A 25,079-nucleotide genomic window follows, 5' to 3' on the forward strand; every position below is an offset into this window, starting at 1 on the left:
ATGTTACGGAAATAATAGAAGATATCATCTATAATATTTAGTATATCAATGAAGGAGAGGGTCTGAAATGATAGAAAAAATATATAAATATAGCATAACAGATGATAAAGCGGTAGAAAGAGTTATTATGGACGATAATATTAATTATATCCATATGGTGTTTAATAAGAATGATGGTTTACCAGAACATTTTTCTAATTCCAATGTATATATGACAGTTTTAAGAGGTGTTTTATCAATCAAGTTGGATGAACAAGAAACTCATGAGTATAAAAAGGGTGATATATTACAAATACCTTTCAAGACTAAGATGAAAGTTACTAATTTACATGAAGATGTATTGGAATTGATCGTTGTAAAAGCGCCTGCCCCATCCAAATAATAATAATATTTAAAAGGTAAGATCTCTAATATTCAATGAGATTTTACCTTTTATTTTTAGAATGACAATTAATGATTAATAAGATAATTATCATTTATATCATAAGGGGCGTATTAATCTAAAATAAATATAGCAGAAAATATCATGTAGTTTCTTTGGTAATTAGATAAAATGAATCTATATTAAATCTAAGAAAGAGGTAAACTATATGGAGAAAGCAAAAGTCAACATTTTTGAATTGAGTGGAACTAACTACGAGATTGGTTATCATCTGGGAAAGATGGCTATGAACTACCCACAATTTGTGGAAATGCAAAAGTGTCCTAAGGGTACTTTTACAGATGAACAAGCAAAAGAAATGACCCAGATGTTTGACAAGTATTGTCCAGGTTTGAATGAAGAACTACAAGGATTCGCAGAAGCTATTGGAGCAACAAGGTTACAGATGGTCTATTATGCCATGACCTATTTAACTCCAGGCTGTTCATTACTTGCGGTACTTCCAAACCTTACGGCAAATGGTCATGTGATGGTAGCTCGTAATTATGAGTTTTCTCATAAGATGGAAGATTTCTGTTTCTGTAAAACCAAGGTTACAGGAAAATATGTCCATATGGGTGGAAGTGTCATGCAGTTTGGGAGAAGCGAGGGAATAAATGAATGCGGATTGATGGTTGGGCAAACTTCATGTGGTATGCCTGTTGGTAATATGGAAATGATGCGTAAGACAGCTATTACAGGTTTGCAGTTTTGGGCGGTAATACGTTCTCTGTTAGAAAATTGCAAAGATGTGGACGAAGCATTACAATCTCTCATGGATATGCCCATTGCATATAATATTAATCTGATTCTTGCCGATAAAAATGGTAGAGCTGCCTTGTTTGAAACTCTTGATGGCAAAAAAGCAGTACAGAAAATTGATAGAACCACTAAAAAACAATATATACATTCGACAAATCATGCACATCTTCCAGATATAATGGAAATTGAGCCATTGGCTATGGAACATTCAGTCTGTCGCTATGAATATATTAAAGAATATATGGATGAATCTAACCAATTAAATGATAATGATTTAAAAGAACTTCTCCTTTCAAAATATCCTACAGGGCTGTGTTGCCATTGGTATGATGAATTTTTCGGAACAGTCAAAAGTATGGTTTTTGATGTTACACTGGGAAAAGTTGATATTTGCTGGGGCGGTATTGTAGCAAACGGCTGGAAGACATACTTTTTAGATGAGGAGCTGCAAGAGGAGAATCTCATGGTCAATATTGAGGTAGAACACCCAACTTTTGATTTTAGCAGATTGGTATAAGTAAGAAGGAGGACAGTATGGAATATCTAGACATATTAGAACGGGCAATTATATATATTGAAAATCATCTATCTGAGAATATCAATGTTAATGATGTTGCTAAGGAAGTGGGATATTCCTATTATCACCTTACTCGTATTTTTCAAGTTGTGCTAGGAGAGAACATAGGAAACTATATAAAAAAACGACGACTTTCTAATGGGGCAAATCAATTGTTATACAGCGATAAGAAAATTATTGATATCGCATTAGAGAATGGGTTTGACTCATCAGAGGCGTTTAGTAGAGCGTTCAAATCCGTTTATTCAGTAAGTCCTAAAGAATATCGCAATAACCGATTAGAGGTTTTCATCGGTAACAAGAAAGAAATTAGCATTGATTTGTTGAAACACATAACAACAAATATTACTGTTCAGCCAGAAATCAAATATATTGAGGATATACATGTAGCAGGTATCCAAGGAGTATCCTCAATAAATAATATTTATTCTTTGTGGCAGGAGTTTGATAAAGTCGCTGATACAATACCTAATAAACATATTTCAAAACGAACATTTGGAATATGTGAGCAGCTGCAGGAATCCCATACAATAAACTACCATATGGATTTTTCAGAAGTTATAGGTATAGAAGTTAACAGCTATGATAATCTCCCAGATGGTATTGTAGCTAAAACAATTCCTTCAGGAAAATATGCGGTATTTACCCATAGAGGGTTGCTTAGTGAAATTCTTAAAACCTATGAATATATTTGGGGAACTTGGATTTTGCTTACAAAAGAAGTTCTTGATGAAAGAGGGAGCTTTGAATTATATGATCAACGATTTTTGGGACGGGATAATGAAAAATCAGAGATGGATATTTATATTCCTGTTAAATAAAGGGAATAGTCAATAATACAAAAAACATAATTATTATAGATTGACAAAACCGTTTAGTTGGTATACACTTTTGATATGGATAAAAAAATAAATATAGCAATCGAGAAATTTATGATGATGACTGAAAAAATAGCTAATGCAGGAAAAACACCTCTCAACTATGGAACAGATGTACTCATATATAGAAGTGAGATACATATTATAAAATTGATTGGAGATTATGCTGATCTACATGTTTCTGAAATAGGGAGGAAATTTGGAGTTACAAAAGGAGCCATTTCCCAGGCTCTGAAAAAATTAGAAAGAAAGGGGTTAGTAGAAAAATATACTGATGAAACTAATAATGCTAAACTATTAGTTAGGTTGACTGATGAAGGTAAGAAAGCATACTCAAACCATGAAGAATATCATAATAAATATGATAAAGACATTTTTTCATATTTAAAAGGATTAGATGACAGCTCATTAGAAATGGTGTTAGAATTCATAGAAAAAACAAGTGAAATGGCCGAAAGACATATATAGAATTGTACTTATAAATTTTTTTTCCTTAACGTATACATACTAAACAATCATTTATTATATAAGATATAACGATTATAAATAGTAATAAATATCATATTCAAAGCTAGAAAATGTGTAAAAGGAGAAGATTACCATTAACGGGGGTTGATGAAGAAAGGAGGATGGGGTTTAATGGATTCAAAATTAGATGACACAATGATTAATTTGATGAATAGAAATCATAAGAGGTTGACATACCAGAGAAAAGAAATTCTAAAAATATTAAATGATAATGGGAACAAACATGTATCGGTTGAAGAGATTCAGAGATTGGCAAAAGAAAACAATGTTATTTTATCAATTTCAACAATCTATAGGACTATGGATATCTTACATAAAATAGGTGCTGTAATTAAACATAACTTTGGTAATGGTATTGCTGAATATGAGATTTTTGAGGGAAATAAAAATGCTCATCATCACTTGATTTGCAAAAAATGTGGAAGGATAGAAGAGGTTTTTGGATTAGTGGGAGATAATTTTAATAATCAAATATTCGTAGAAAAGGGATTTAAAGTTGAGTATCAACGTTTAGAAATTTATGGATATTGCAAGGAGTGTATGAATAATTCTAAATGACGAGTGGATTAATTACTTGACAATACCTACTGTTTCTATAGTATAATAATGATTGAAAATGATTATCATTATTAAATTTAAAATATATGCTATAGAAAGAAGGTTATAGGGTGAATAAACAATATATTATGTTGGATGATGGGAATAAGATTAGTTATATGACCTATGGTAAGGGCAAAAAAGTAGTACTTTTTTTTCATGGGCTTGTAGGAGGTTCGTATATAAGTAAAGATTGGAAAAAGGAAATAGAAGCCAAAAATATTACTTTAATTGCTATTGAAAGGTCAGGCTATGGGAATTCTTCTAAAATTAAGATGAAAAATGTATCTCAATGGATTCCGATAGCAAAACAAATAGCTAAGCAATTAAAACTATCTAAAGTTGATTTAGTGGGTTGTTCTGCTGGGGCTCCATATGCATATGCAACTGCTAGTGCTCTTGAAGAGATAGTCGAAAAAGTATATATATTGGGAGGAGTTCCTTCAGCTTATAAAGATTCTGTACTGAAACACTATGATACTTCGAACCAAGAGGCTTATAAAAGCTTTATGACCAAACCAATGAATGAAATACAGGAATATTATAAAGAACAATTAAATGATTTTAAAAAATACCTAAAAAAGGATGAAGATGATTATATTGAAAAGACAATAGATGAAAATCTGAAACAAGATTGTTTTGGTATATCTCAAGAATGCAAACTACAAATAGAGAATTGGGGAATGTGTTTATCAGAGATTAAGCAGCCAATATTTTTACATCATGCTGTTAATGACGAGATGGTACCATATGAAGCAGCCAAGGAAATGACTAATTACTTGCAAAATTGTAGCTTTGAAGAGATACATATAAATGGAGATAAGGTACATATTAGTTCCATTTCAAAAGCTTTTTTACAGATATTAAATGTAATAGGATACAATGTATCAAATAGATGAGTTCATCCCATTTGGAACTATATCTGCAGCCAGTATGGTGACAATGTTACCTATTATAATAATGGTTCTATTCTTCCAAAAAAGTTAAATAATATAGTTAACTAGCTTTGACAAGTCTTAATGCAAAAAAAGCGAAATTTCTTATGTTTGAAGAAATTTCGCTTTTTTTATGAAAAAACGTTATAATGCAAGAAAAGTCGTTTGAATCCATTTTATATTTCAATAAAATTATATATTATAAATAGTAGTATAATTAAATTGTTGTTATATAAGGGAGGTTAAAATAATAAAAAATATAACAAAAGAACAAAAATTTATATATAGTTTAATCAATAGTAATAATCATGAGATAGTAGATAAAAAAACAGATTTGGATTCCTATGAGTTAGTCAAGAATATTATTGAGCAAAGAATAACATTATATTTAGGGGATTTTATTCTCCCTTATATAGGTGAGAATAAATACAAGTTGCTATTAAAGATAAAGCAAGATAAAGAGTATAAATTAAAATTACATATATTACAACATGTTGAATTTGTAGTTAAATTATTTCAAGCTAATAATATTCAATTTTTTATTATTAAAGGTATCGCTTTAGATAAAATTATATATAATGGTATATCGATGAGAGAAAGTAGAGATATTGATATAGTAGTTAGAAGAGAAAGTATGAGTGATGCTATAGATTTATTACTAAATAATGATTATATATTCACAACAGATAGAAACGGAAACTCAAAGAGTGTTTCTGTAGGTTTTAGTGATATTGTTCAACATGAAATTACATTTCTTAATCAAGATAAAACTATTGAAGTTGAATTGAAACAACTTCTAAATGGTATATTTGATAAAAGTTTTATTGAGGATTGCTTTAAAAATATAAAAGTTAATGAAATTAATAATGTATTGATACCTACATTAAATGTAGATTATACGTTCCTGGTATTGATAGCGTATGTATATAAAGATTCTGAAGATATATTTGTACTTAATCAAACTAAACTACTTCCTAGTGGAGACTTAGGATTATGTGCGGAAGCAAATAGAACAAGTGATTTGATATTTGGGAATCTATTTCATGATGATATTGTTGATGTATGGAAAAATAGTGATACATTAAAAGAAATTAGAACATTGATACCTGATAAATTAGAAGGTGTATGTGGTAATTGTTTGGTTAAGAATATTTGCAAAGGAAGTTGTAGAACAATAGCTTTATCTAGTTTTGGGTCAATAAATTCAGCTAACCCAATTTGTCAAAAATTATATGATGAAAATAAATTTCATCTAGCGCCAAAGTGTAGGTGATTCTATGAATACTACCAAAAAATTTATAACCAAACTGTATCACAATATTCTCTTCATTATCAAAAATACCAAAGTCTTATTTGCGATATCTTTATTGTTTTATATACTTTCAGGAATGATACCATATGTACATGTAACAGCTCTGTCTACCATTATTACGGAAGGTGATAAAATTATTTGTAATAACGCTGCTGTTATGGATACTAGTATTATATATGGGATTATAATGCTAGCTATAGCCATTTTGATGGATAGGCTTCTGCTATTGGGACAGATGCCTTTGGCATCAGTATTATCTTATCAAATAAAAACGAAGGTAGACTGTCTTATTGTGGAAAAAACAAGTAAACTTTCTTATGAGTATGTAGAAAGCTCTGCATTTCAGACTAAGTTGAAAGCTGTCTATAAATTTGCTAATCAACTACCCAATCTCTACAAGACTGCTTTGCAGATATTGAAATCTGTTATTATAATGACATCTCTGATGATAGGATTTCAAGGAAGTTTTTATCTAGCTTTTATAATCATGGTAGGCTGTTTGCCTCAATTTCTTTTATCTTATAAAATACGTAAAAAACAGCATGAACTTGACCTTCAAGTTACTTCAGATCAACGATTACAAGAATACTATAAAGAATTGTTAACTAAATCTCAGAGTGTAAAAGAAAGACACCTATTTGGTTTAAAAGGGTTATTTACTACCCGATGGGAAAATATATCTTATGATATACATAAAAAATATGCTCTCTTTCGTTATAAAAGCCTTAGACTCAATTTTTTGGGAGATATAAGTAATATAGCAGGTTATATGATAGCTCTTGTTTTACTACTGCTAACTCCTTCTATAGATGGTGCTGGTTTCTTAAGTTTATCAGTGGCTTTAACGGCTATTCAGAATGGGGTAAACGCTTTTATTGGAGACTGTATAGCTATTAGGGGACAGGTGTTAGATGATGATGTGGTGTATGATTTCTTGGAAGAACATGAAGATATACAACATCCTTGTGATTTGAAAGAACCTATTACAAGCTTTACATTTGATCATGTAAGCTTTACCTATAAAGGAAGTTCTATTAGGGCTTTAGACGATGTTAATGTAACATTGAATGCAGGTGAGACTATTGTTATTGTAGGTGAAAATGGGGCTGGAAAAACAACTTTCATCAAGATGTTATTAGGGCTGTATCCTTGCCAAGGAGGAAAAGTACTATGTAATCATCAATCAGTTGATACTCTAAATCGTAATACTTATTTTAAACGTATATCAACTATTTTTCAACACTATAATAAATATCCTTTTACCATTGCTCAAAATATTAAAATGACTTTAGGAGAAGAAGCTAAGCCTACAGAAGATATGATATCTTGTGCTAAGGAAGCTGGTATACATGACTGGGTGTCTTCCCTACCTAAAGGGTATAATACTTTGCTAACTCATTTGCGTCCAAAAGGTATTGAAGTATCTGGAGGGCAATGGCAAAAAATAGCTATAGCTCGAGGACAAACGAAACCAGCAGATGTATTTATCATGGATGAGCCTACCGCATCGTTGGACCCTCTAATGGAAGCAGAGATTATGAATAAATTTATGAACATGGATTCCAGAAGTATAAAGATTATAGTATCCCATCGTGTAGGAATGGCTACTAAGGCTGATAAGATTATAGTTTTTGAAAAAGGTAAACTGGTTGAAGTGGGACGTCACAAAGATCTAATACAAAACAAAGGCGTATATGCTCAGTTATATGAATCACAAGCAAAGTGGTATACAAGTTATAGCAGTAAAGAAGGTGAAAGTTCATGAAAAAAAGATGGATTCTAGGTCGATTGATAAAATATTGCTTTAATAATAATGGTTTTGCTATGGGTAGTATGATTCTAGCCAGTATCCTTCTTGGAATTCTTTCAGTATTGCAGATATGGATTGTTGGACAAATAGTTAATGGTTTAGGTTCTTTGTCTGGTCAAAGAAAAGAATTGATACTCTATATGATTATGCTGTTAGTATGTTTGCTACTATGGAAAATATGTTTTATATTAATACCTTATGTACGTAATAACCTTGTTTCCAAGATGAAGATACGTATGCAAAAAGATTTAATTGAATCTGTTAATAAAATACCTGTCATTCAGCAAGAAATCAATGAAACTCAGATGAAAATAGGTCGAGCATTTGATTTTATCAACAATCATTTTGAGACAAGTCTCATATCTATTCAAGTATACATATCCAGTATTATTAGTGTTGTGTCCATATCAATACTATTAGCCCGATACAGTTGGGTCTTTCCTGTTATAGCAACTTTAACAGCTATACCTATTATATTTATTAGATTGAAACAAGACAAAAAAATGCATGAAATGTATAAAAAGCAATACCCTAATAATCAACTGGCGGATTATTATTTAGGTACATTGACAAAAAAAGATAGTTTGTTGGAATTAATGGTTTTTCAACTCCGTTCTCATTTCCTGAGTCGGTATTTAAAATTAACTAAAGACAATGTGCAAGAGAGAACACGATATTTTGTAAGGCATTCATGTAGAGGGGGATTGTTAGAGGCTATATGGTTAACTGCAGGGAATGTTTTATCTATAGGATGGGCTATTATTCTTTTATCTCAAACAAGCCGATTTTCCTTGGGTGTATTAGCGATTGTAATTAGAGGAATTACAACAGCCCAAGACGATATCATTGGTTTTGCATTTAATAGTAAAAACATCTATCAAGCCACTTTCTATGGTGAAGATTTTTGGGAGATGATTTATAAAAGAAAATCAGAAGTACCAAGGTATAAGTATAGCAAAGTAAAGAGTATTGAACTTCGACATGTAGGATTTCGTTATCCTCATCAACAAGAAAATAGTCTGAGTGATATTAATCTGATTTTACATACCGACGAAACTATGGGTATTGTAGGAGAAAATGGTAGCGGCAAATCTACTATTAGTAAAATACTGTTAGGGATTTATCAACCCACAGAAGGAGAGATTTTAGTTAATGGACATAAGATAGAGAACTTGAATCTTTTATATGAAGATGTAGGGGCTGTTTTTCAAGATTATGTTAACTATCAATTAACGCCTAGAGAAAATATAAGATTTGGTTCTCTGAAAGATAAGGAAAGAAAAAAAGCTATTATAGCAGCTGCAAGAAAATCAGGGGCGCATACTTTTGTTAAAGACTTAAAAAAACAATATGATACACCAATAGGTACACTATTAGATAATGCTACCCATTTGTCAGGTGGACAGTGGCAACGGTTAGCTGTAGCGAGAGGATTCTATAGTAAAGGTAGTATGATAGTGTTGGATGAACCTAATTCCAATCTGGATCCCAAGATGGAAGCAGCACTCTATGAAGAATACAAAAATATTATGAACGAGAAAAATCGTATTGGTATTTTAGTTAGTCATCGATTAGGTTCCACAAGAGCTTGTGACCGTATTATTGTTATGAATCAAGGACGTATTGTAGAAGATGGATCTTTTGAACAACTCATGAATGCCCATGGAAAGTATAGTCATATGTATCAGGTCCAAGCTGAATGGTACACTGAATAACATGTCAGCAAAATGTTAAATCCCTTAGGATTAAATGAATTACTATATTCAATTCATTAATCCTAAGGGATTTTTTCTGTTTCATATCCATAATAAATAAAAAATTAATAACTTAATAGAATTTTTACATATCTAAAAGCAGAAATAAGGTATATACTTGATAAATTAATTAAAATTAACTATAGTTAACTAATTTAATGCTGGAAACAATTAGCAACTAATAATAAAACTTTTTATCTAAAGTATACTAAAACATAATTAAAAATACTATATTATAGTCAAATTAACCTAAATAAAAACATAAAACATAAAAATGTTATTGACAAAACCACCTAATAATGGTAAATTAATAAACATAAGTTAGCAGTTGTTAAGTAACAATACTTATATTTGTTAACATGATAAGTATTATGAAAAGGATTAGGTGATAATTTATGAGCACAAGGGTTATGAAGCAATCGCAGGGAAAAAATAAAAAAAAGAAATTCGTGAAGCAGTTTAAAAAAGATTATCCGTTATGGTTATTTGTACTTCCGGGAATCATTATTACCTTTATTTTTAGTTATATCCCTTTATACGGAGTTCAGATAGCATTTAGAAATTTCAATCCTAAGTTAGGTTTTTTTGGGAGTCCTTGGGTAGGGTTACAGCACTTTACAAGATTTTTTGATTCACCTTATTTTTTTACAACAATAAAGAATACATTTGTTCTTAGCCTGTATTCGTTGATAGCAGGATTTCCTATACCAATTATCTTAGCGTTGATACTGAATTCTTTTCGACACAAAAAGTATCGTAAGGTAATTCAAACAGTTACATATGCACCAAATTTTATTTCAACAGTAGTTATGTGTGGTATGTTGTTACTTTTCTTATCGCCTAGTGTGGGTATCATTAATAATGTCATTGAATTTTTTGGGGGAAACAGTATAAATTTCATGGCTGAAAAAAGTTATTGGAGGCATATTTACGTATGGTCGGGTGTTTGGCAAGGAATGGGCTGGAGTTCAGTAATATATTTCGCAGCGTTGTCGTCAGTCAGTCCAGAGTTGCATGAAGCGGCAATCGTTGATGGAGCGACTAAGTTTCAGATTGTCAGGTATATTGATTTTCCAAGTATCATACCCACAGCAACAATTTTATTGATTCTTAGTTGTGGAAGTATCTTATCCGTAGGTTTTGAAAAAGTTTTCTTATTGCAGAATGATTTGAACTTAAGTGTATCTCAAGTAATCTCTACATACGTGTATAAAGTAGGTCTTATTGATAATAATATCTCCTATTCTTCTGCAATTGGGTTGTTTAACTCAGCAATAAATGCAGTTCTATTGATTGTAGTAAATAAAATATCTAAAAAACTATCTGGTATTAGTTTGTGGTAAGGAGAGATTAAAATTGAGGAGAAAAAAACGTTCAAAACAAGACAAAATATATGACGGAATCATCTTTGTGATACTTACTATAATCTTTGCTATAGTAGCATATCCGTTGTACTTTATAATTATTTCATCCATAAGTAATCCAGAAGCGGTTTCTAGTGGTAAAGTATTTCTATTCCCTGTGGGCCTGACATTTGATGGATATATGGAAGTTTTCAAGAATGCCCAAGTTGTTACAGGATTTGTAAATTCTTTATTCTATACATTTTGTGGTGTTATGTTGAATCTGACTTTGACATTGCCAACAGCATATGCTTTGTCAAGAAATAGATTCGGGGGAAAGAAAATAGTTACTTTATTCTATGTAATCACCATGTTTGTTAACGGGGGAATGATTCCTACATATTTAGTAGTAAAAAATCTACACTTATTAGATTCTATGTTTGCTTTGATTTTGCCAGGAGCATTGGGTGTTTATAACATGATTGTGGCAAGAACATTCTTTAAGATGAATATTTCAGAGGAGTTGTATGATGCTGCAGCCATTGATGGATGCGCAGAGACAAAATTCTTTTTCAAGATTGCATTACCCTTATCAAAAGCGATTATCGCCATTATGGTGCTTTATTATGGGGTAGGACATTGGAATTCATATTTTTCCTCATTATTATATATGAAAACAGAATCAAAGTTTCCATTACAGCTTGTACTAAGATCAATTTTAGTTCAAAACCAAAGCCATTTGTCCCAAACAGTTACAACAGCAGCTCAGCAAGAGGCGCTAGAACAAAGGCGACAATTAATGGAATTGATGAAATACTCATTGATAATAGTTTCAAGTTTACCAGTATTGATTATGTATCCATTAGTACAAAAACATTTTGTTAAAGGTGTCATGATTGGTTCTATAAAAGGATAGCTAAGAATATGAACTTAAGTCTTTAGCAAGACTTGGTTATATATGCTAATTAAAGGAGGAAGTTTTATATGAGAAACAAAAAAGTAATTACACTTATGTTAGTTTTTGTAATGAGTCTTACAATCATATTATCAGGTTGTGGTAACAAAGGGAGTAAATCAACGGGGAAAACAGAGGAGATTAATACAACTGTAGACGATGATGGAAAGATCAATGGATTGATGTACAAAGAAGGGTTACCTATTGTAGACCCAGAAGAAGAGTATTCCTTTTCAATCTTTACAGATGGAAATAAAACAACAGATGAATTCTATCTAATGCCTGTACTAGAAGAACAAACAGGAGTTAATGTAGATGTTCAGCTTTTCCCTTACGAAGTAGCAAAAGAAAAATACAGCTTATCACTTAATTCAGGAGATTATGCAGATTGTATTGGTGGATGGATAATGTCTGCAACTGATATCTTGAGATTTGGTGTGGAAATGGGAACATTTATACCACTTGAAGGATACTTTGAAAAATTTGCACCAAATATCCAAAAAGTCCTTGAACTTGAAGGAGTTCGTGAAATAATGACAGCACCAGATGGTCATATTTATTCTGTACCATACGTATTAGCAGCACCAAAGGTAGATTTCAACCCTTATATCAATACACGTTGGTTAGAAAATCTAGGACTTGAAGTACCAACTACAACAGAAGAATTAAGAGATGTATTAAGAGCATTCAAAGAAAATGATGCTAATGGAAATGGTGACCCTAACGATGAAATACCATTCTCATTTGATCCAGTAAACAAGAAACTAGGTTATTACGCAGGATGGTTTGGAATGCCTGTAAATGACTATGGATTCACTATGGTAGATGGAGAGTTGACATTTGGTGCCAACAGTGATGCATACAAAAATATGATTAAATACATGAGAGATTTATATGGTGAAGGCTTACTAGACCCAGAAATGTTTACTATTGACCAGGCTCAATGGAAAGCAAAAGGAAGTACTGACATCTATGGTGTTGCCATGATGTATGGAAGCGGTGATATCATGCCTTTTGAAGCAGGAGAAATGCCAGATTGGGTACCACTTCCTGTATTGAGCAGTGAGTTTACTGACAAACCTCTTTGGTTCCGTGACAGTTATGGAACAACAGTACTTAAGAACCAAGTAGTTATTACTGATAATGCAAAAGATCCAGAGGTTATTGTAAGATGGTGGGATAATATGTTTGAATTAGAAAATTCTATTCAGACTAACGGAGGTCCTTTGAACAAAGTAGTATTCAAGGATGGAGATAATTATTACACAGACAACAGCAAGTTGACAGAAGAAGAAAAAGATACATATAGCTGGGTAAACTTATATCCACAATCTTTACCAAGATACATACCTACTGATTTTGAGTTTGTTGAGAAAAATCCTATCTTCAAGGAAAAAGAGAATGTTGATAAAATGTATGAACCAAATCTAGTTTCCCATACTATACCACCTTATTGGGCAACTGCAGAAGAAAGTTCAAGATTATCTGATCTTCAGACAGTTATTTCTGATTATATCAAAGAAAAAACTGCTCAATGGATTGCTGGACAGGCGAATGTTGATGAAGATTGGGATAACTACATAAAGCAATTAGAGAAACTTAACCTTAATGAATATATTGAAATGCGTTTGAATGCACTCAACAAAAATAAATAAATACTTATGTAAGATGGCTATGATGTAAGTCATAACCATCTTTATTAGAATATATAGCAATGGAGGATAATATGTCAGAATTAGATCAATTAGAAGAAATAGAGGACATGGTTGAAGAAGGTGTCCATAATTATAGTACCGAAGAACATTATGTAGTACCAACAGACCCAAAAGTACTTGCCAAACTTGAATGGTTTCAAGATCAGAAATTAGCGCTGATGATGCATTGGGGAGTCTATTCTCAGATTGGGATAGTAGAATCTTGGGCATTAAGTGATGCTGATGCAGAATGGTCAAGAAATTGTGTTGATTGGGAAGTAACAGGAGAAGAGTTCAAGAAACAGTATTTTGAAATGAATAAAACCTTCAACCCTATACGTTTCCAACCAGAAAAATGGGCTGAAATTGCCAAAGAAGCAGGTATGAGATACTTTATCTTCACAACAAAACACCACGATGGATTCTGCATGTGGGATACTAGTTACTCTGATTATAAAATAACCAATGAAGACTGTCCTTTCCATACCCATAGATATGCAGATGTATGTGCTCATCTTTTCGAAGCTTTCCGTAGAAAAGGAATTGGTATAGCTACATATTTCTCAAAAGCGGATTGGCATATAGATAGTTATTGGAGTACAAAATTTGAAAAAGGAAGTTATCAGAATAGAGGACCATCCTATAATCCATCTGATTATCCAGAAGAGTGGGAACGATTTGTACAGTTTACCCAAAATCAAATTATGGAATTAGGAACCAAGTATGGAAAAATAGATATCATGTGGTTTGATGCTGGATGGGTTTGTAAGGAAAATAATCAGGATATACGATTAGGTGAAGTAATTGACAAAATAAGAAAGTTCCAGCCAGGAATGTTATGTGCTGATAGAACTGTTGGCGGAGCTTATGAAAATTATGTAACTCCAGAACAATGTGTACCAGATAAGCCACTAAGTATTCCATGGGAAAGCTGTATAACTTTAGGCAATTCCTTTGCATATTCTTATGAAGATAATTATAAGGATCCAAGAGAAGTTGTAAATCTACTTATTGATATAGTTGTAAAAGGTGGAAACTTAGCAATCAATGTTCCACCACAACCAGATGGACGTTTGCCACAAGAAGCCATTAGTTCATTAAAAGGACTAGGACAGTGGCTAAAGATTTATGGAGACGCAATTTATGGTACTAGAGTGTGCGAGCCTTATAAAAAAGATGGTATAGCTTTCACTAAAAAAGATGATACAGTATATGCTATTCAAGGATTCAACAATGAGACAGATGTTGTTACAACAGAAGTTTTCATACCTTATGAAGGAAAAGTTAAAGAAATCAAATGCCTCAAAACAAATGAAGTGCTTGAATTTGACAAAAAAGATAATGGATATATGGTACACGTACCAGAACATCACTCAGATGAAGCACCATACGCAAGAGTTTTTAGTTTAATATAGAGAAAAAGGAGCCCCTTATGACCCACATAAATTTAATTGGTTACGTATCAATAAAAGACCTAAAAAGATTCAAAGAAGAAGATATAAAAAAATCTGAAGTAATTAATTTAGCATTTGCAAAAATCTCTGAAGGAAAAGTTGTTTGTGATATTCTTTCGTATATTCCATACCTTGAAAAAGCAAGAGCTATCAATCCTGACATTTGTTTTGTACTATCCATTGGAGGATGGGGTGCAGGAGGATTCTCTATAGCATCAAAAACAGTGGAAAGCAGAAAGATATTAATTAAATCAGCCATTGATCTGATAGAAGAAGCAGGACTTGATGGAATTGATATAGATTGGGAATATCCATGTATCAGTGTTGCTGGAATAGATGCAGCCAAAGAAGATAAAGAGAATTTTACACATTTGATAAAAGAATTTCGTTTGTACTTAGATGAAAGAGGTATGGAAGATGCCTTGTTGACTATTGCAGCAGCAGGGGATGAGTATTTTATTAAATGTACTGAAATGGATAAGATTCACCCTTATCTTGATTATGTTCAATTGATGACTTATGACCTTCGTGGAGGATTTACAGTTGTTACAGGACATCATGCTAATTTGTATAGTTACCAAGAAGATCTATCAAGAGCAAGTGCTGATAAAGCTGTAAGGAAATATATAAAAGCAGGTGTGCCAGCCAATAAATTGGTAGTCGGTGCTGCTTTTTATTCAAGAATGTGGGAAGGGGTTCCTGATGTTCAACATGGCTTCATGCAGATGGCGAAAACCACAGGAGGCTATGGACCAAGTTTTCATGATCTATTGGAAGGTTACATTGATAAGAATGGATTTGTTAGATATTGGGATAAAGAGGCAAAAGCACCTTATTTATTTAATGGAGATTGTTTTATCAGTTATGAAGATCAAGATTCTCTATTCCATAAAATTGATTATATTCAGAAACAAGGATTATATGGATTGATGTATTGGGAATACGGAACAGATCGTAGTGGTACACTATTAAGCTTTATTGACCAAGAAAGAAAAAAGATAAGTATTAATAATGGAGGAGAAAGCTAATGGAAAAATGGTTTGAAGAAGCCAGATTAGGAATTTTTATTCATTATGGAATATATGCGGTAGATGGCGTTGCAGAATCATGGTCATTTTATCATAACCGTGTTCCATATGATAAATATATGAAACAACTGGATGGTTTCACTGCATCAAAATTTGACGCTGACCACTGGGCTGATATTATTGCAAAATCAGGAGCAAAATATGCGGTGTTAACAACAAAACATCATGATGGAGTAGCACTTTTTGATTCTCAGTACAGTGATTTGAATGTGGTGAAAAGTACTCCAGCCAAAAGGGATATTATTAAAGAATATGCAGAAGCCATTAAGAAGAGAGGTATAAGATGTGGTATGTACTATTCTCTAATTGATTGGTCTCATCCCGATTATGCCAGTGTTTTTGAAGATGGAAAAGTTCCAGAAGATCTCTCGGAGGTTAATGGATATTCCTATCCAGCAGATGGAAAACAGGATTTTGAAGCGTGGGAAAGATTTTTGGAATTTAATAACAATCAGTTAAAAGAAGTTCTAAGCAACTATGGAAAAGTAGATTTGTTATGGTTTGATGGAGATTGGGAACGTAGTGCAAAAATGTGGCGCTTACCTGATTTCAAGGATTACTTAAAATCATTCAATGATAAGTTGATAATAAATTCAAGATTACAAGGATATGGTGACTATAAGACACCTGAACAAGGACTTCCGATTACAAGGCCTGAAGGTCCTTGGGAATTCTGTACAACAATAAACAGTTCTTGGGGTTATGTTCCTGATGATAATCATTACAAATCCTTGAATCAGTTGATTCGTATGTTTTGCGATTGTATAACAATGGGTGGAAATATGCTATTGGATATTGGTCCAAAAGAAGATGGAAGCATTGTACCAGAAGAAGAAGAACTTCTAATAGGCATTGGTGATTGGATTAGAGATAATGAGGAGGCAATATACGGTACAAAAGAAGGTATAATGACTCGTTATTATCTAGGAGGCTCTACAATGTCTCATGATGAAGAAACCCTTTATCTGTTTGTATATGATAATCCAAAAGAGAATGTATGCTTGAAAGGATTATGCAATAAGGTTAAGAAGGCTACTGTATTACATTCAGGAAAAGAGTTGAACTATGAAATTCATGGTGGTGTACCTTGGTTTAATATACCTGGAACCATATGGTTTGATTTAACACCAGAAGATTGTCATGAAAATGTAACTGTATTGAAGATAGAAGTTGAAGGTAAAATAGAGATGTATGGCGGCAGTGGTGCTGTTGTAACACATAACTAGGAGGAAAAATGAATTCATTAAGAGTACCAATACCTAAGATTGATTTCAATCCACCGGTATATTATTGTAAGCGAGCAACAAAACCTTTTGTTCTTGATGGAAATCTACATAAAGAATTTTGGGAGGATGCTCCATTCACTAGTCTATTTGTAGATATTGAAGGAGACAGTAAACCCAAACCTTACATGGATACACAAGTCAAGATGTTATGGGATGATGAGAATTTTTATTTTGGTGGAATTCTCCATGGAGAAGAAATATGGGCAACTTTAACTGAAAGAGACTGTGTTATATTTCACGATAACGATTTTGAAATCTTCATAGATCCAGATTCAGACACCCATGGTTATTTTGAATTTGAGATGAATGCTTTTAATACAGTGTGGGATTTGTTTTTAACAAAACCTTATCGTGATACGGGAGGAAGACCTCTTAATGGGTGGGATATCAAAGGGCTTCAGTCAGCTGTCAAGATTAAAGGCAAAATAAATGAAATCAATCCAGATAATAAATATTGGATGGTGGAAGTTGTAATTCCTTTTGATTCTTTGAAAGAAATGGCACCAAAATCACAAAAGCCACAAGTAGGTGATTATTACAGAGTTAATTTCTCCAGAGTTCAATGGCATGTAGATGCTGTTGATGGAAAATACGTTAAGAAAGACCGTCCCGAAGAAAATTGGGTATGGTCACCAACTGGCTTAGTAAATATCCATTATCCAGAGTTATGGGGATTCGTCTTTTTTACTGACAAAGGTGAAAACTATGATCTTCCTGAGGTGGAATACTTAAAATGGGAATTAAGAAAATATTATTATTATGAGCACAGATATTATGATAGATATGGCAGCTTTACTACAGATATCACTGCTTTAGATATGGAAATGGAAACTTCTATATGTCCAAGGATTGAAATTTCTAGTAGAAGCTTTGAAATCTCTTGCTTAACAAAAGATGGAAGTAAGCAAGTAGTAATTTATCAAGAGGGAAAAACAAGTGTATTGGAACAAGAAGAATATGAAAAGAAACTAAGAAAAGTTCCTTATTCATTGATGCAGGAGATGAGTGAGTCAGAACAAGAGTGTATGAAGTTTCTCTATGAGTTCATGCCTTTATCCGATATTGCTGATTATGACCCAAAGCTATTCTTGCAATTTGTCCGTCATAGCCTATGGGTAAAAGAAAATATGCCTTGGGGAGATATAATTGATCATAATGATTTCTTGAATTATGTACTCCATTTTAGAGTAAACAATGAGGATTTGGAATTCTACAGCTCAGTATTTTATGAAGAATTAGCACCGAGGATTAAGGGATTGACCATGGAAGAGGCAGCTATTGAAGTCAATTATTGGTGTTTTGAAAAAGCCACTTATCAGTCAACTAATTCACGAACTGGTTCTCCTTTTACAGTGATTAAGAATGCTTTTGGTCGATGCGGAGAAGAATCAACTTTTGTGGTAGCAGCTCTTAGAAGTGTTGGGATACCTGCAAGACAATGTTATACCCCAAGGTGGAGCCATTGTGATGATAATCATGCTTGGGTGGAAGTATATACAGAGAAAGGATGGCGTTTCTTGGGAGCTTGTGAACCAGAGGTACAGTTGAATCATGGCTGGTTCAGATTACCTGCATCAAAAGCAATGCTTATTCACAGCCGTGTACTTTCAAACCGTTGCTCAGACGAAGTAATTACAAAACAAACGGACCGCATGACTGAAATTAATGTTTTATCTCATTATGCTGAGACTAAGAAAATAACTGTTTCAATCAAGGATGAAAACAATTGTCCCGTACAAGATGCAATAGTTCGATTTGAGGTAGTCAATTATTGTGAGTTTTATCCTATTGCTCAATTAAAAACTGATGCTAAGGGTAATGTATCTTTTGTAACAGGTCTAGGGGATCTAATGATCTATGTATATAAAGGAAACTCTTTTACCTATAGTAAAATGGATGTTTCCCATGAAGAACATAAGGTTCTGACCCTAAAAGATGAAATACCTATGGCCTCAGATATAGAAAACTGGATTATGATTCCACCAAAAGGTGGTATAGAAGAAGAACAACCCTATGCAGAAGAAGAAATGCAAGAGCAGAAAAGAAGAAATGATAAGGCTGTAGAGCAGAGAAAAGCATTTGAAGAAACATTCTTCAATGAAACCACTAGTAAAGAAGAAGCAAAGAGATTTTTACTACTTAATGAAGAAATTTCTGAGTGCTTAGTAAAAGCTAGGGGAAATCATAAAGAGATTCTAACTTTCTTAGATGATAGTTCCCAAGATGAGCTATATCTGAAAGTAAAACTGTTAAAAGCTTTACCACAAAAAGACTTATCGGATATATTAGCATTGGATTTGGAAGAGCATTTTGCATATTCAATAAAATATAGAGATGATTGGGAAGAAGATATTTTTGTTGAATATATTATGAATCCAAGGATATGGATAGAAAAAATAAGATTGTATAGGAAAGAGATTCTTGCATTCTTTACAGAGGAACAGAAGAAATGTTTTAGAGAAGAACCATTGGAATTAAAAAGATGGATGGAATCTAATCTATACCTAATAAAGGATAAGGAATACTCCAATCTGAACACCTCTCCTACAGGAATGCTAAAGGTAAGAGGCGGTAATAAAATATCTCATAACATTTTCTTCGTTGCTGTATTACGTTCATTAGGTATTCCGGCAAAGATTGAAAAGACTGATGGAAAATTAGCTTATTATAAAAATAGGCAATGGCAATTCATCTACGAAGATGAAAATGTAGATTCCAAAGAGGTTAGTAAGCTAATATTAACACGTGATAATAGTCATGTGGAATACTATAAAAACTATACAGTATCACGTTTTGAAAATGGATATTATAAAACCTTAGAATTAGATGAAATACCTTGGGAAGATAATAAAGTAGAATATACCCTAGAAGAAGGATATTATCGAGTCATTACAGCTAATAGACAACATGATGAATCTAACAGGGTTCGTGTTGTTAATTGCCAGATTATAAAAGATCAGTCCACAACGGTACCATTGATTCTAGATAAAGGTAATAATGAAAAGAAACAAGTAGCAGTAAAAGATTATTCTCTGATCTCTAAGAACAATGAACAATGTAATTTATATGAATTTATAGACACAAAAAGGATTGTTTGCTGGATTAAACCGGGAGCGGAGCCTACAGAGCATCTGCTTAACGAGATAATTGAATTAAAAGAAGCATATGGACAATTATCCAAAGAGGTTATCCTATTGATTCAACATGTAGAAGAATTCAACGATCCAACCTTGATGAAGGCTTGTAAAGAAGTATCATCACTAAAAGTTCTAATTGAATCAAGTTTTAGTTTAGATGATATATATGAAGGATTCAATATGAAAGACTGTCGATTACCTTTAGCCATGATTGCAGAAGATAGACAAGGAATCTTTGGATGGTGTGGTTATCAAGTAGGTATCGGGCAGTTACTTATAGAAAGCATTAACGATTAGATTTGTTAGCTAATTTATACTTAACTTATTGCCATGAGTTTCCTTAAATGTTATAATATCAAAGGATAAGGAAAATGTTAAAAAGGGGAGTCTAACAATGAAGAAAATCAAAAAAGTTACTATGCAAGATATAGCAGATGCGTTAGGAGTTAGTAAAGTAACAATTTCTAAAGCATTAAATGATAAAGATGGTGTTGGACCTGAATTAAAAGAACAGATATTACAAAAAGCTGAAGAATTTGGCTATCGTTTATCAAAAAATTCAAAAGATAAAGTAAAGAATATTGCTATATTTTTAGACCACAAATATTTTGGTGAAGGCACAAAAGCATACTTCTATGTAAAAATCTATCAAATGATATCAAAGCATTTAAGTGAAATTGGTTATATTGGAGTTCTCACAACGGTAAATCCTCTCAATCATGGAAAGGAACTGGAACAAATCATTAGTAATCAAAACATTGAAGGTATAATCATTCTTGGAAACCTGGAGGAAGAATTTTTGTCAAAAGTCAGAAAGATAAGGTTACCTAAGGTATTTGTTGATTATTATGATGAACTTTCCAATACGGATTGTGTTCTTTCTGAGAATATCTACAGTACATATGAGATTACCAAGCATCTACTTAATTATGCACATCATTACATTGGTTTTGTAGGTTCAATCTCTGTTACTCAAAGTATATCAGATAGATATCTAGGATATAAGAGAGCTTTAATGGAAAGAAAGATTCCCATTAGACAAGAGTGGATTATTGATGATAGAGATGCACATAACGAAGCAATAGAATTCCAACTTCCAGAAGAGATGCCAACAGCTTTTGTATGTAATTGTGACGAAACAGCACATCGTTTTATTAAATGCTTGAAAAAACAAGGTTATAGAGTTCCCGAAGACATTTCAATCGTAAGCTTTGATAACGATATATATGCTGATATCTGTGAACCAAAATTAACAACTGTTGCTGTAGACATTGAAGGCATAGCAAAGACTACAGTGAAACTAATTAAAAGAAAAGTAGAAAGATCCCCTTATTATACAAAAGGAGTATCCATGGTGAATGGTAAAATCATTTATCGAGATTCAGTGGCAAAGAATTAAGTAGGATTTGGAGGAGTAGAAATTGGCAAAAATTATTGGAAATAAATTAAAAAATATACCATGGCAGGAAAGAACTGAAGAAGATTCTATGCCAATATGGAGATATTCAAAAAATCCTATTATCAATAGAAATGCAATACCTAGTTCAAATAGTATTTTTAACAGTGCGGTTATACCTTTTGAAGATGGATTCGCAGGTGTATTCAGATGTGATTCCAAATCAGTGAGTATGAATATCTATTCTGGATTCAGCAAAGATGGAATTCATTGGAATATAAACCACGATCCTATCGAGTTTCAAGGAGAGAATGAAGAAATACTCCGTAAAGAGTATCGTTATGACCCAAGAGTGTGTTTTATAGAAGACCGTTACTATATAACATGGTGCAATGGTTATCATGGTCCCACAATAGGAATGGGTTATACTTTTGATTTCAAGACTTTCCATCAAACGGAAAACGCATTCTTACCTTATAATCGAAATGGAGTTTTATTTCCACGTAAAATAGGCGATTATTATGCAATGCTCAGTAGACCAAGTGACACAGGACATACACCTTTTGGTGATATCTTCTACAGTCAAAGTAAAGATATGGAATATTGGGGTCATCATCGTCATGTAATGAGTACAGTTAAAGGTAAATCAGCTTGGCAAAGTACAAAAATCGGTCCAGGACCAGTACCAATAGAAACTGATGAAGGATGGTTACTCATATACCATGGTGTTATAACTACATGTAATGGTTATGTATATAGAATGGGATGCGCACTTCTTGATTTAGACCAACCCTGGAAAGTAAAAATGCGCTCATCAGATTACATATTAGCACCTTATGAATTATATGAATGTGTAGGAGACGTACCAAATGTAGTTTTCCCATGTGCCACACTAACTGATTCAGAAACAGGAAGAATAGCTATATACTATGGCTGTGCAGACACAGTTACTAGTCTAGCCTTTACAACTGTCGATGAACTAATGAAATACATGAAGGAAAATCCATTATAGATTATATTATATATAAATGAAATAGGGCTGAATCAGCCCTTTTTTGTATTCTTGATAAATAAAAAATGATTTACACCGAGAGGCTGTTGGATAATACATTTTAACGTCAATATCAAGGAAGATAGACTAGGTTTAGCGGTAAGCGAAGTCATGGACGACGTAGCACATACCCTTTAAACAGGACGTTTAAGGGTATGAATAGCTAAACCTAGTCTATTTTCCAAAACTTGTAGCCATCTCTAAAAATGTATTTTCCAATAGCCCCGACTGTTAGGTTTATTTTATTATAAAGATTTCATATAACATTTTTCACCCTCTATAGAATCTAATTCAAACCCCATCTTCAATAGATATTTGATATGCTGCTCATTTGTAGAAAAACTAACAAGGTTATAGAAACCTTTATCCGTAAAATATTCTTTATTCTTATCAAAAACATATTTAGCTATCTTGAAATCCCTGTATTCAGGAACCACAAAATCAAGACTTATCTTAAGGGTATCATCATTTAATTTCGTTGACATGAATATTCCAGCTGGAACCATGTTTCTTAAAATATAGAAAGCTACATCTGATTCTTCTATACTGAATTCTGATTCTGAGAATCTATCAATCTCTTCTTTATAAAAATCAAGAAAATAGTCATAGTAAAGTGAACGTTTTTTGATTGGCAGTATCTTAAAATATTCCTTATAATTATATATCTTGAATAAGAAATAGATATTAATGAAGCATATACATAGATTCATCAATCCTACAGGTAAAGCACCTATCAAAAAACCATACAATGAAAACAATAAAGAACCAATTAGACTAATCCATCTCAATTTTATTATAGAACTCATAAGTAAAGATATTAAAACAATAAGTGAAGCTAAATAACCTAGCCATTCAAGCCAATTATCCATGGTGTAACTCCTCTCTAGTGTAAGTGGTGTAATACGCCGTTATTCTCTTTTCTTCTTGGGTTATTATTACCATTTTAATAAAATAATATAATCATGTGAGTAGTTCATATACAAAGACTGTTAATATAATTTATATGATGCAGAATAAATGTTAAATAAGTTGTTTCATTATAACAGATATTCTATACTAATAAAAAGGACATTTTAGGTTGTTTTAGAACTTTTTTATTTTATAAATACACGTTATAATACTTTATAAAGGAAAGTCACAATGCAAATACTAACTTACATATAAATACCTAAAGTTGCTTTAGGTAGGAAGGGGCAGATTATGAGGTATAGTATCACAGATTTAGCAGAAATTCTTGGATGTACCACTAGCGCCATCCATTACTATGAAAAGGAAAATTTGATAAAAGTAGATAAAGGGAAAAATGGTCATCGCTACTACAATGTAGTAGATGTATTCAGACTGCTTTCTTATGCTAAGTACCGCTCTATGGAAATTCCTATGAAAACCATCATTACCCAATTTGGCGGAAATGAAAATAATTATAAATTAATAGAAGAAAGAGAAACAAGATATCAACTAGAAGCAATCAAAAAAGCTAAGTACTATATGAACTTAGCAGATGCCATTGAAGATCATCTTGTCAGCATAAGAAGAATCCAAGAACTCTTGAATAAATATGAGTTGTCTCAATCTCCAGAAGTCACCATTATGTGTGATGATGAGTGTGGATGGCTGTCAAAGAAACGTAGTTCACAGAAAATAATTCACAAGTGGGTAAAAGCCATGCCTATTGTACAGTTAGGGGTAATTGATGAAAGAATGGGAATGAGTAATTTTGGATATTTGGTAAGGACTGAGAAACTAGAAGAACTAGAGCTACCAGCAGGAGTATATACCAAAAAATTAGAAAGTACATCTTGTCTACACACAATAGTAGTGGCAGATGAAGATTTTACTCTAAATCCTCAGAAAGTATTCAAAAAAGCTTTTGATTATGCTTACAGTAAAGGTCTTGAAATAGGGGAAACAGCTTGGGGTAAGATACTACTGGTAGAAGTAGAAAAAGAAGCAAAACTCCACCCATATATAGAATTATGGATTTCGATAAAAATATAACAATATCCTCTTGCAAGTAAAGTTCCTTTATGTTCTATACTGAAATTAACATCAATATTAGATGTAAGATAGTTGATAACAAAATACATTTAAGATGATTTCA

The 25,079-nt window shown here is 32.5% G+C and carries 20 protein-coding genes; 19 read left to right on the forward strand and 1 reads right to left on the reverse strand.

Annotated features, from left to right (window positions below; translation table 11 throughout):
- Positions 1 to 67 precede the first annotated feature (67 nt).
- From HYG85_RS12985 to HYG85_RS13070, 18 genes are all read left to right on the forward strand, one after another.
- Entirely contained in the window at positions 68 to 382 is a 315-nt protein-coding gene (locus HYG85_RS12985) for a cupin domain-containing protein (protein ID WP_212690012.1), read from the forward strand.
- A gap of 208 nt (positions 383 to 590) precedes the next feature.
- Positions 591 to 1,700 (forward strand): C45 family autoproteolytic acyltransferase/hydolase, encoded by a 1,110-nt coding sequence (locus HYG85_RS12990; protein WP_212690013.1) that lies wholly within the window; start codon positions 591 to 593, stop codon positions 1,698 to 1,700.
- Positions 1,701 to 1,717: 17 nt separating this feature from the next.
- Positions 1,718 to 2,581, forward strand: coding sequence for an AraC family transcriptional regulator (locus tag HYG85_RS12995; protein ID WP_212690014.1), 864 nt, complete (start codon positions 1,718 to 1,720; stop codon positions 2,579 to 2,581).
- A 75-nt stretch (positions 2,582 to 2,656) separates the two neighbouring features.
- Positions 2,657 to 3,106: a MarR family winged helix-turn-helix transcriptional regulator gene (locus HYG85_RS13000; RefSeq protein ID WP_212690015.1), complete on the forward strand. Its 450-nt coding sequence runs from the start codon at positions 2,657 to 2,659 to the stop codon at positions 3,104 to 3,106.
- A 171-nt stretch (positions 3,107 to 3,277) separates the two neighbouring features.
- On the forward strand, positions 3,278 to 3,724 hold the full coding sequence (locus tag HYG85_RS13005) for a Fur family transcriptional regulator (protein ID WP_212690016.1): 447 nt from the start codon (positions 3,278 to 3,280) through the stop codon (positions 3,722 to 3,724).
- A 110-nt stretch (positions 3,725 to 3,834) separates the two neighbouring features.
- A complete protein-coding gene (locus HYG85_RS13010; protein ID WP_212690017.1) occupies positions 3,835 to 4,662 on the forward strand; it encodes an alpha/beta fold hydrolase in 828 nt (275 codons plus the stop codon).
- A gap of 469 nt (positions 4,663 to 5,131) precedes the next feature.
- Positions 5,132 to 5,971 (forward strand): nucleotidyltransferase family protein, encoded by an 840-nt coding sequence (locus HYG85_RS13015; RefSeq protein WP_212690018.1) that lies wholly within the window; start codon positions 5,132 to 5,134, stop codon positions 5,969 to 5,971.
- Between the two features lie 4 nt (positions 5,972 to 5,975).
- Positions 5,976 to 7,775 (forward strand): ABC transporter ATP-binding protein, encoded by a 1,800-nt coding sequence (locus tag HYG85_RS13020; RefSeq protein WP_212690019.1) that lies wholly within the window; start codon positions 5,976 to 5,978, stop codon positions 7,773 to 7,775.
- Complete coding sequence (locus HYG85_RS13025; protein WP_212690020.1) at positions 7,772 to 9,535, forward strand: ABC transporter ATP-binding protein; 1,764 nt, start codon at positions 7,772 to 7,774, stop codon at positions 9,533 to 9,535. Before HYG85_RS13020 ends, HYG85_RS13025 begins: the two co-directional genes overlap by 4 nt.
- Before the next feature lie 434 nt (positions 9,536 to 9,969).
- Positions 9,970 to 10,917: an ABC transporter permease gene (locus HYG85_RS13030; RefSeq protein WP_244971191.1), complete on the forward strand. Its 948-nt coding sequence runs from the start codon at positions 9,970 to 9,972 to the stop codon at positions 10,915 to 10,917.
- 13 nt (positions 10,918 to 10,930) lie between these two features.
- Positions 10,931 to 11,833, forward strand: coding sequence for a carbohydrate ABC transporter permease (locus HYG85_RS13035; protein WP_113673354.1), 903 nt, complete (start codon positions 10,931 to 10,933; stop codon positions 11,831 to 11,833).
- A 68-nt stretch (positions 11,834 to 11,901) separates the two neighbouring features.
- A complete protein-coding gene (locus HYG85_RS13040; protein ID WP_212690021.1) occupies positions 11,902 to 13,527 on the forward strand; it encodes a type 2 periplasmic-binding domain-containing protein in 1,626 nt (541 codons plus the stop codon).
- Between the two features lie 71 nt (positions 13,528 to 13,598).
- Positions 13,599 to 14,981: an alpha-L-fucosidase gene (locus HYG85_RS13045; protein ID WP_212690022.1), complete on the forward strand. Its 1,383-nt coding sequence runs from the start codon at positions 13,599 to 13,601 to the stop codon at positions 14,979 to 14,981.
- 17 nt (positions 14,982 to 14,998) lie between these two features.
- Positions 14,999 to 16,048, forward strand: coding sequence for a glycoside hydrolase family 18 protein (locus HYG85_RS13050; protein ID WP_244971192.1), 1,050 nt, complete (start codon positions 14,999 to 15,001; stop codon positions 16,046 to 16,048).
- Positions 16,048 to 17,334, forward strand: a complete 1,287-nt coding sequence (locus HYG85_RS13055; protein WP_212690023.1) for an alpha-L-fucosidase — start codon at positions 16,048 to 16,050, stop codon at positions 17,332 to 17,334. The genes HYG85_RS13050 and HYG85_RS13055 overlap by 1 nt, the downstream gene beginning before the upstream one ends.
- 8 nt (positions 17,335 to 17,342) lie before the next feature.
- Positions 17,343 to 20,828, forward strand: a complete 3,486-nt coding sequence (locus tag HYG85_RS13060; protein ID WP_212690024.1) for a transglutaminase domain-containing protein — start codon at positions 17,343 to 17,345, stop codon at positions 20,826 to 20,828.
- A 97-nt stretch (positions 20,829 to 20,925) separates the two neighbouring features.
- A complete protein-coding gene (locus HYG85_RS13065; RefSeq protein ID WP_212690025.1) occupies positions 20,926 to 21,930 on the forward strand; it encodes a LacI family DNA-binding transcriptional regulator in 1,005 nt (334 codons plus the stop codon).
- Positions 21,931 to 21,952: 22 nt separating this feature from the next.
- Complete coding sequence (locus tag HYG85_RS13070) at positions 21,953 to 22,939, forward strand: glycoside hydrolase family 130 protein (protein WP_212690026.1); 987 nt, start codon at positions 21,953 to 21,955, stop codon at positions 22,937 to 22,939.
- 284 nt (positions 22,940 to 23,223) lie between these two features.
- Here the strand turns inward: HYG85_RS13070 and HYG85_RS13075 are convergent, their stop codons facing one another.
- Positions 23,224 to 23,847 (reverse strand): YgjV family protein, encoded by a 624-nt coding sequence (locus HYG85_RS13075; protein WP_113673362.1) that lies wholly within the window; start codon positions 23,845 to 23,847, stop codon positions 23,224 to 23,226.
- Positions 23,848 to 24,178: 331 nt separating this feature from the next.
- Between HYG85_RS13075 and HYG85_RS13080 the strand changes: the two genes are divergently transcribed.
- Positions 24,179 to 24,976, forward strand: coding sequence for a MerR family transcriptional regulator (locus HYG85_RS13080; RefSeq protein ID WP_212690027.1), 798 nt, complete (start codon positions 24,179 to 24,181; stop codon positions 24,974 to 24,976).
- Positions 24,977 to 25,079: the final 103 nt, after the last annotated feature.

The organism is Vallitalea guaymasensis (genome assembly GCF_018141425.1).
In the GTDB taxonomy this organism is placed as follows: domain Bacteria; phylum Bacillota; class Clostridia; order Lachnospirales; family Vallitaleaceae; genus Vallitalea; species Vallitalea guaymasensis.

Excerpts from the sequence above, each read along its gene's own strand:
- HYG85_RS12985 (WP_212690012.1), top strand. The coding sequence starts at position 68 with ATGATAGAAAAAATATATAAATATAGCATAACAGATGATAAAGCGGTA.
- HYG85_RS12990 (WP_212690013.1), top strand. The coding sequence starts at position 591 with ATGGAGAAAGCAAAAGTCAACATTTTTGAATTGAGTGGAACTAACTAC.
- HYG85_RS12995 (WP_212690014.1), top strand. The coding sequence starts at position 1,718 with ATGGAATATCTAGACATATTAGAACGGGCAATTATATATATTGAAAAT.
- HYG85_RS13000 (WP_212690015.1), top strand. The coding sequence starts at position 2,657 with ATGGATAAAAAAATAAATATAGCAATCGAGAAATTTATGATGATGACT.
- HYG85_RS13005 (WP_212690016.1), top strand. The coding sequence starts at position 3,278 with ATGGATTCAAAATTAGATGACACAATGATTAATTTGATGAATAGAAAT.
- HYG85_RS13020 (WP_212690019.1), top strand. The coding sequence starts at position 5,976 with ATGAATACTACCAAAAAATTTATAACCAAACTGTATCACAATATTCTC.
- HYG85_RS13025 (WP_212690020.1), top strand. The coding sequence starts at position 7,772 with ATGAAAAAAAGATGGATTCTAGGTCGATTGATAAAATATTGCTTTAAT.
- HYG85_RS13030 (WP_244971191.1), top strand. The coding sequence starts at position 9,970 with ATGAGCACAAGGGTTATGAAGCAATCGCAGGGAAAAAATAAAAAAAAG.
- HYG85_RS13040 (WP_212690021.1), top strand. The coding sequence starts at position 11,902 with ATGAGAAACAAAAAAGTAATTACACTTATGTTAGTTTTTGTAATGAGT.
- HYG85_RS13045 (WP_212690022.1), top strand. The coding sequence starts at position 13,599 with ATGTCAGAATTAGATCAATTAGAAGAAATAGAGGACATGGTTGAAGAA.
- HYG85_RS13050 (WP_244971192.1), top strand. The coding sequence starts at position 14,999 with ATGACCCACATAAATTTAATTGGTTACGTATCAATAAAAGACCTAAAA.
- HYG85_RS13055 (WP_212690023.1), top strand. The coding sequence starts at position 16,048 with ATGGAAAAATGGTTTGAAGAAGCCAGATTAGGAATTTTTATTCATTAT.
- HYG85_RS13060 (WP_212690024.1), top strand. The coding sequence starts at position 17,343 with ATGAATTCATTAAGAGTACCAATACCTAAGATTGATTTCAATCCACCG.
- HYG85_RS13065 (WP_212690025.1), top strand. The coding sequence starts at position 20,926 with ATGAAGAAAATCAAAAAAGTTACTATGCAAGATATAGCAGATGCGTTA.
- HYG85_RS13075 (WP_113673362.1), bottom strand. The coding sequence starts at position 23,847 with ATGGATAATTGGCTTGAATGGCTAGGTTATTTAGCTTCACTTATTGTT.
- HYG85_RS13080 (WP_212690027.1), top strand. The coding sequence starts at position 24,179 with ATGAGGTATAGTATCACAGATTTAGCAGAAATTCTTGGATGTACCACT.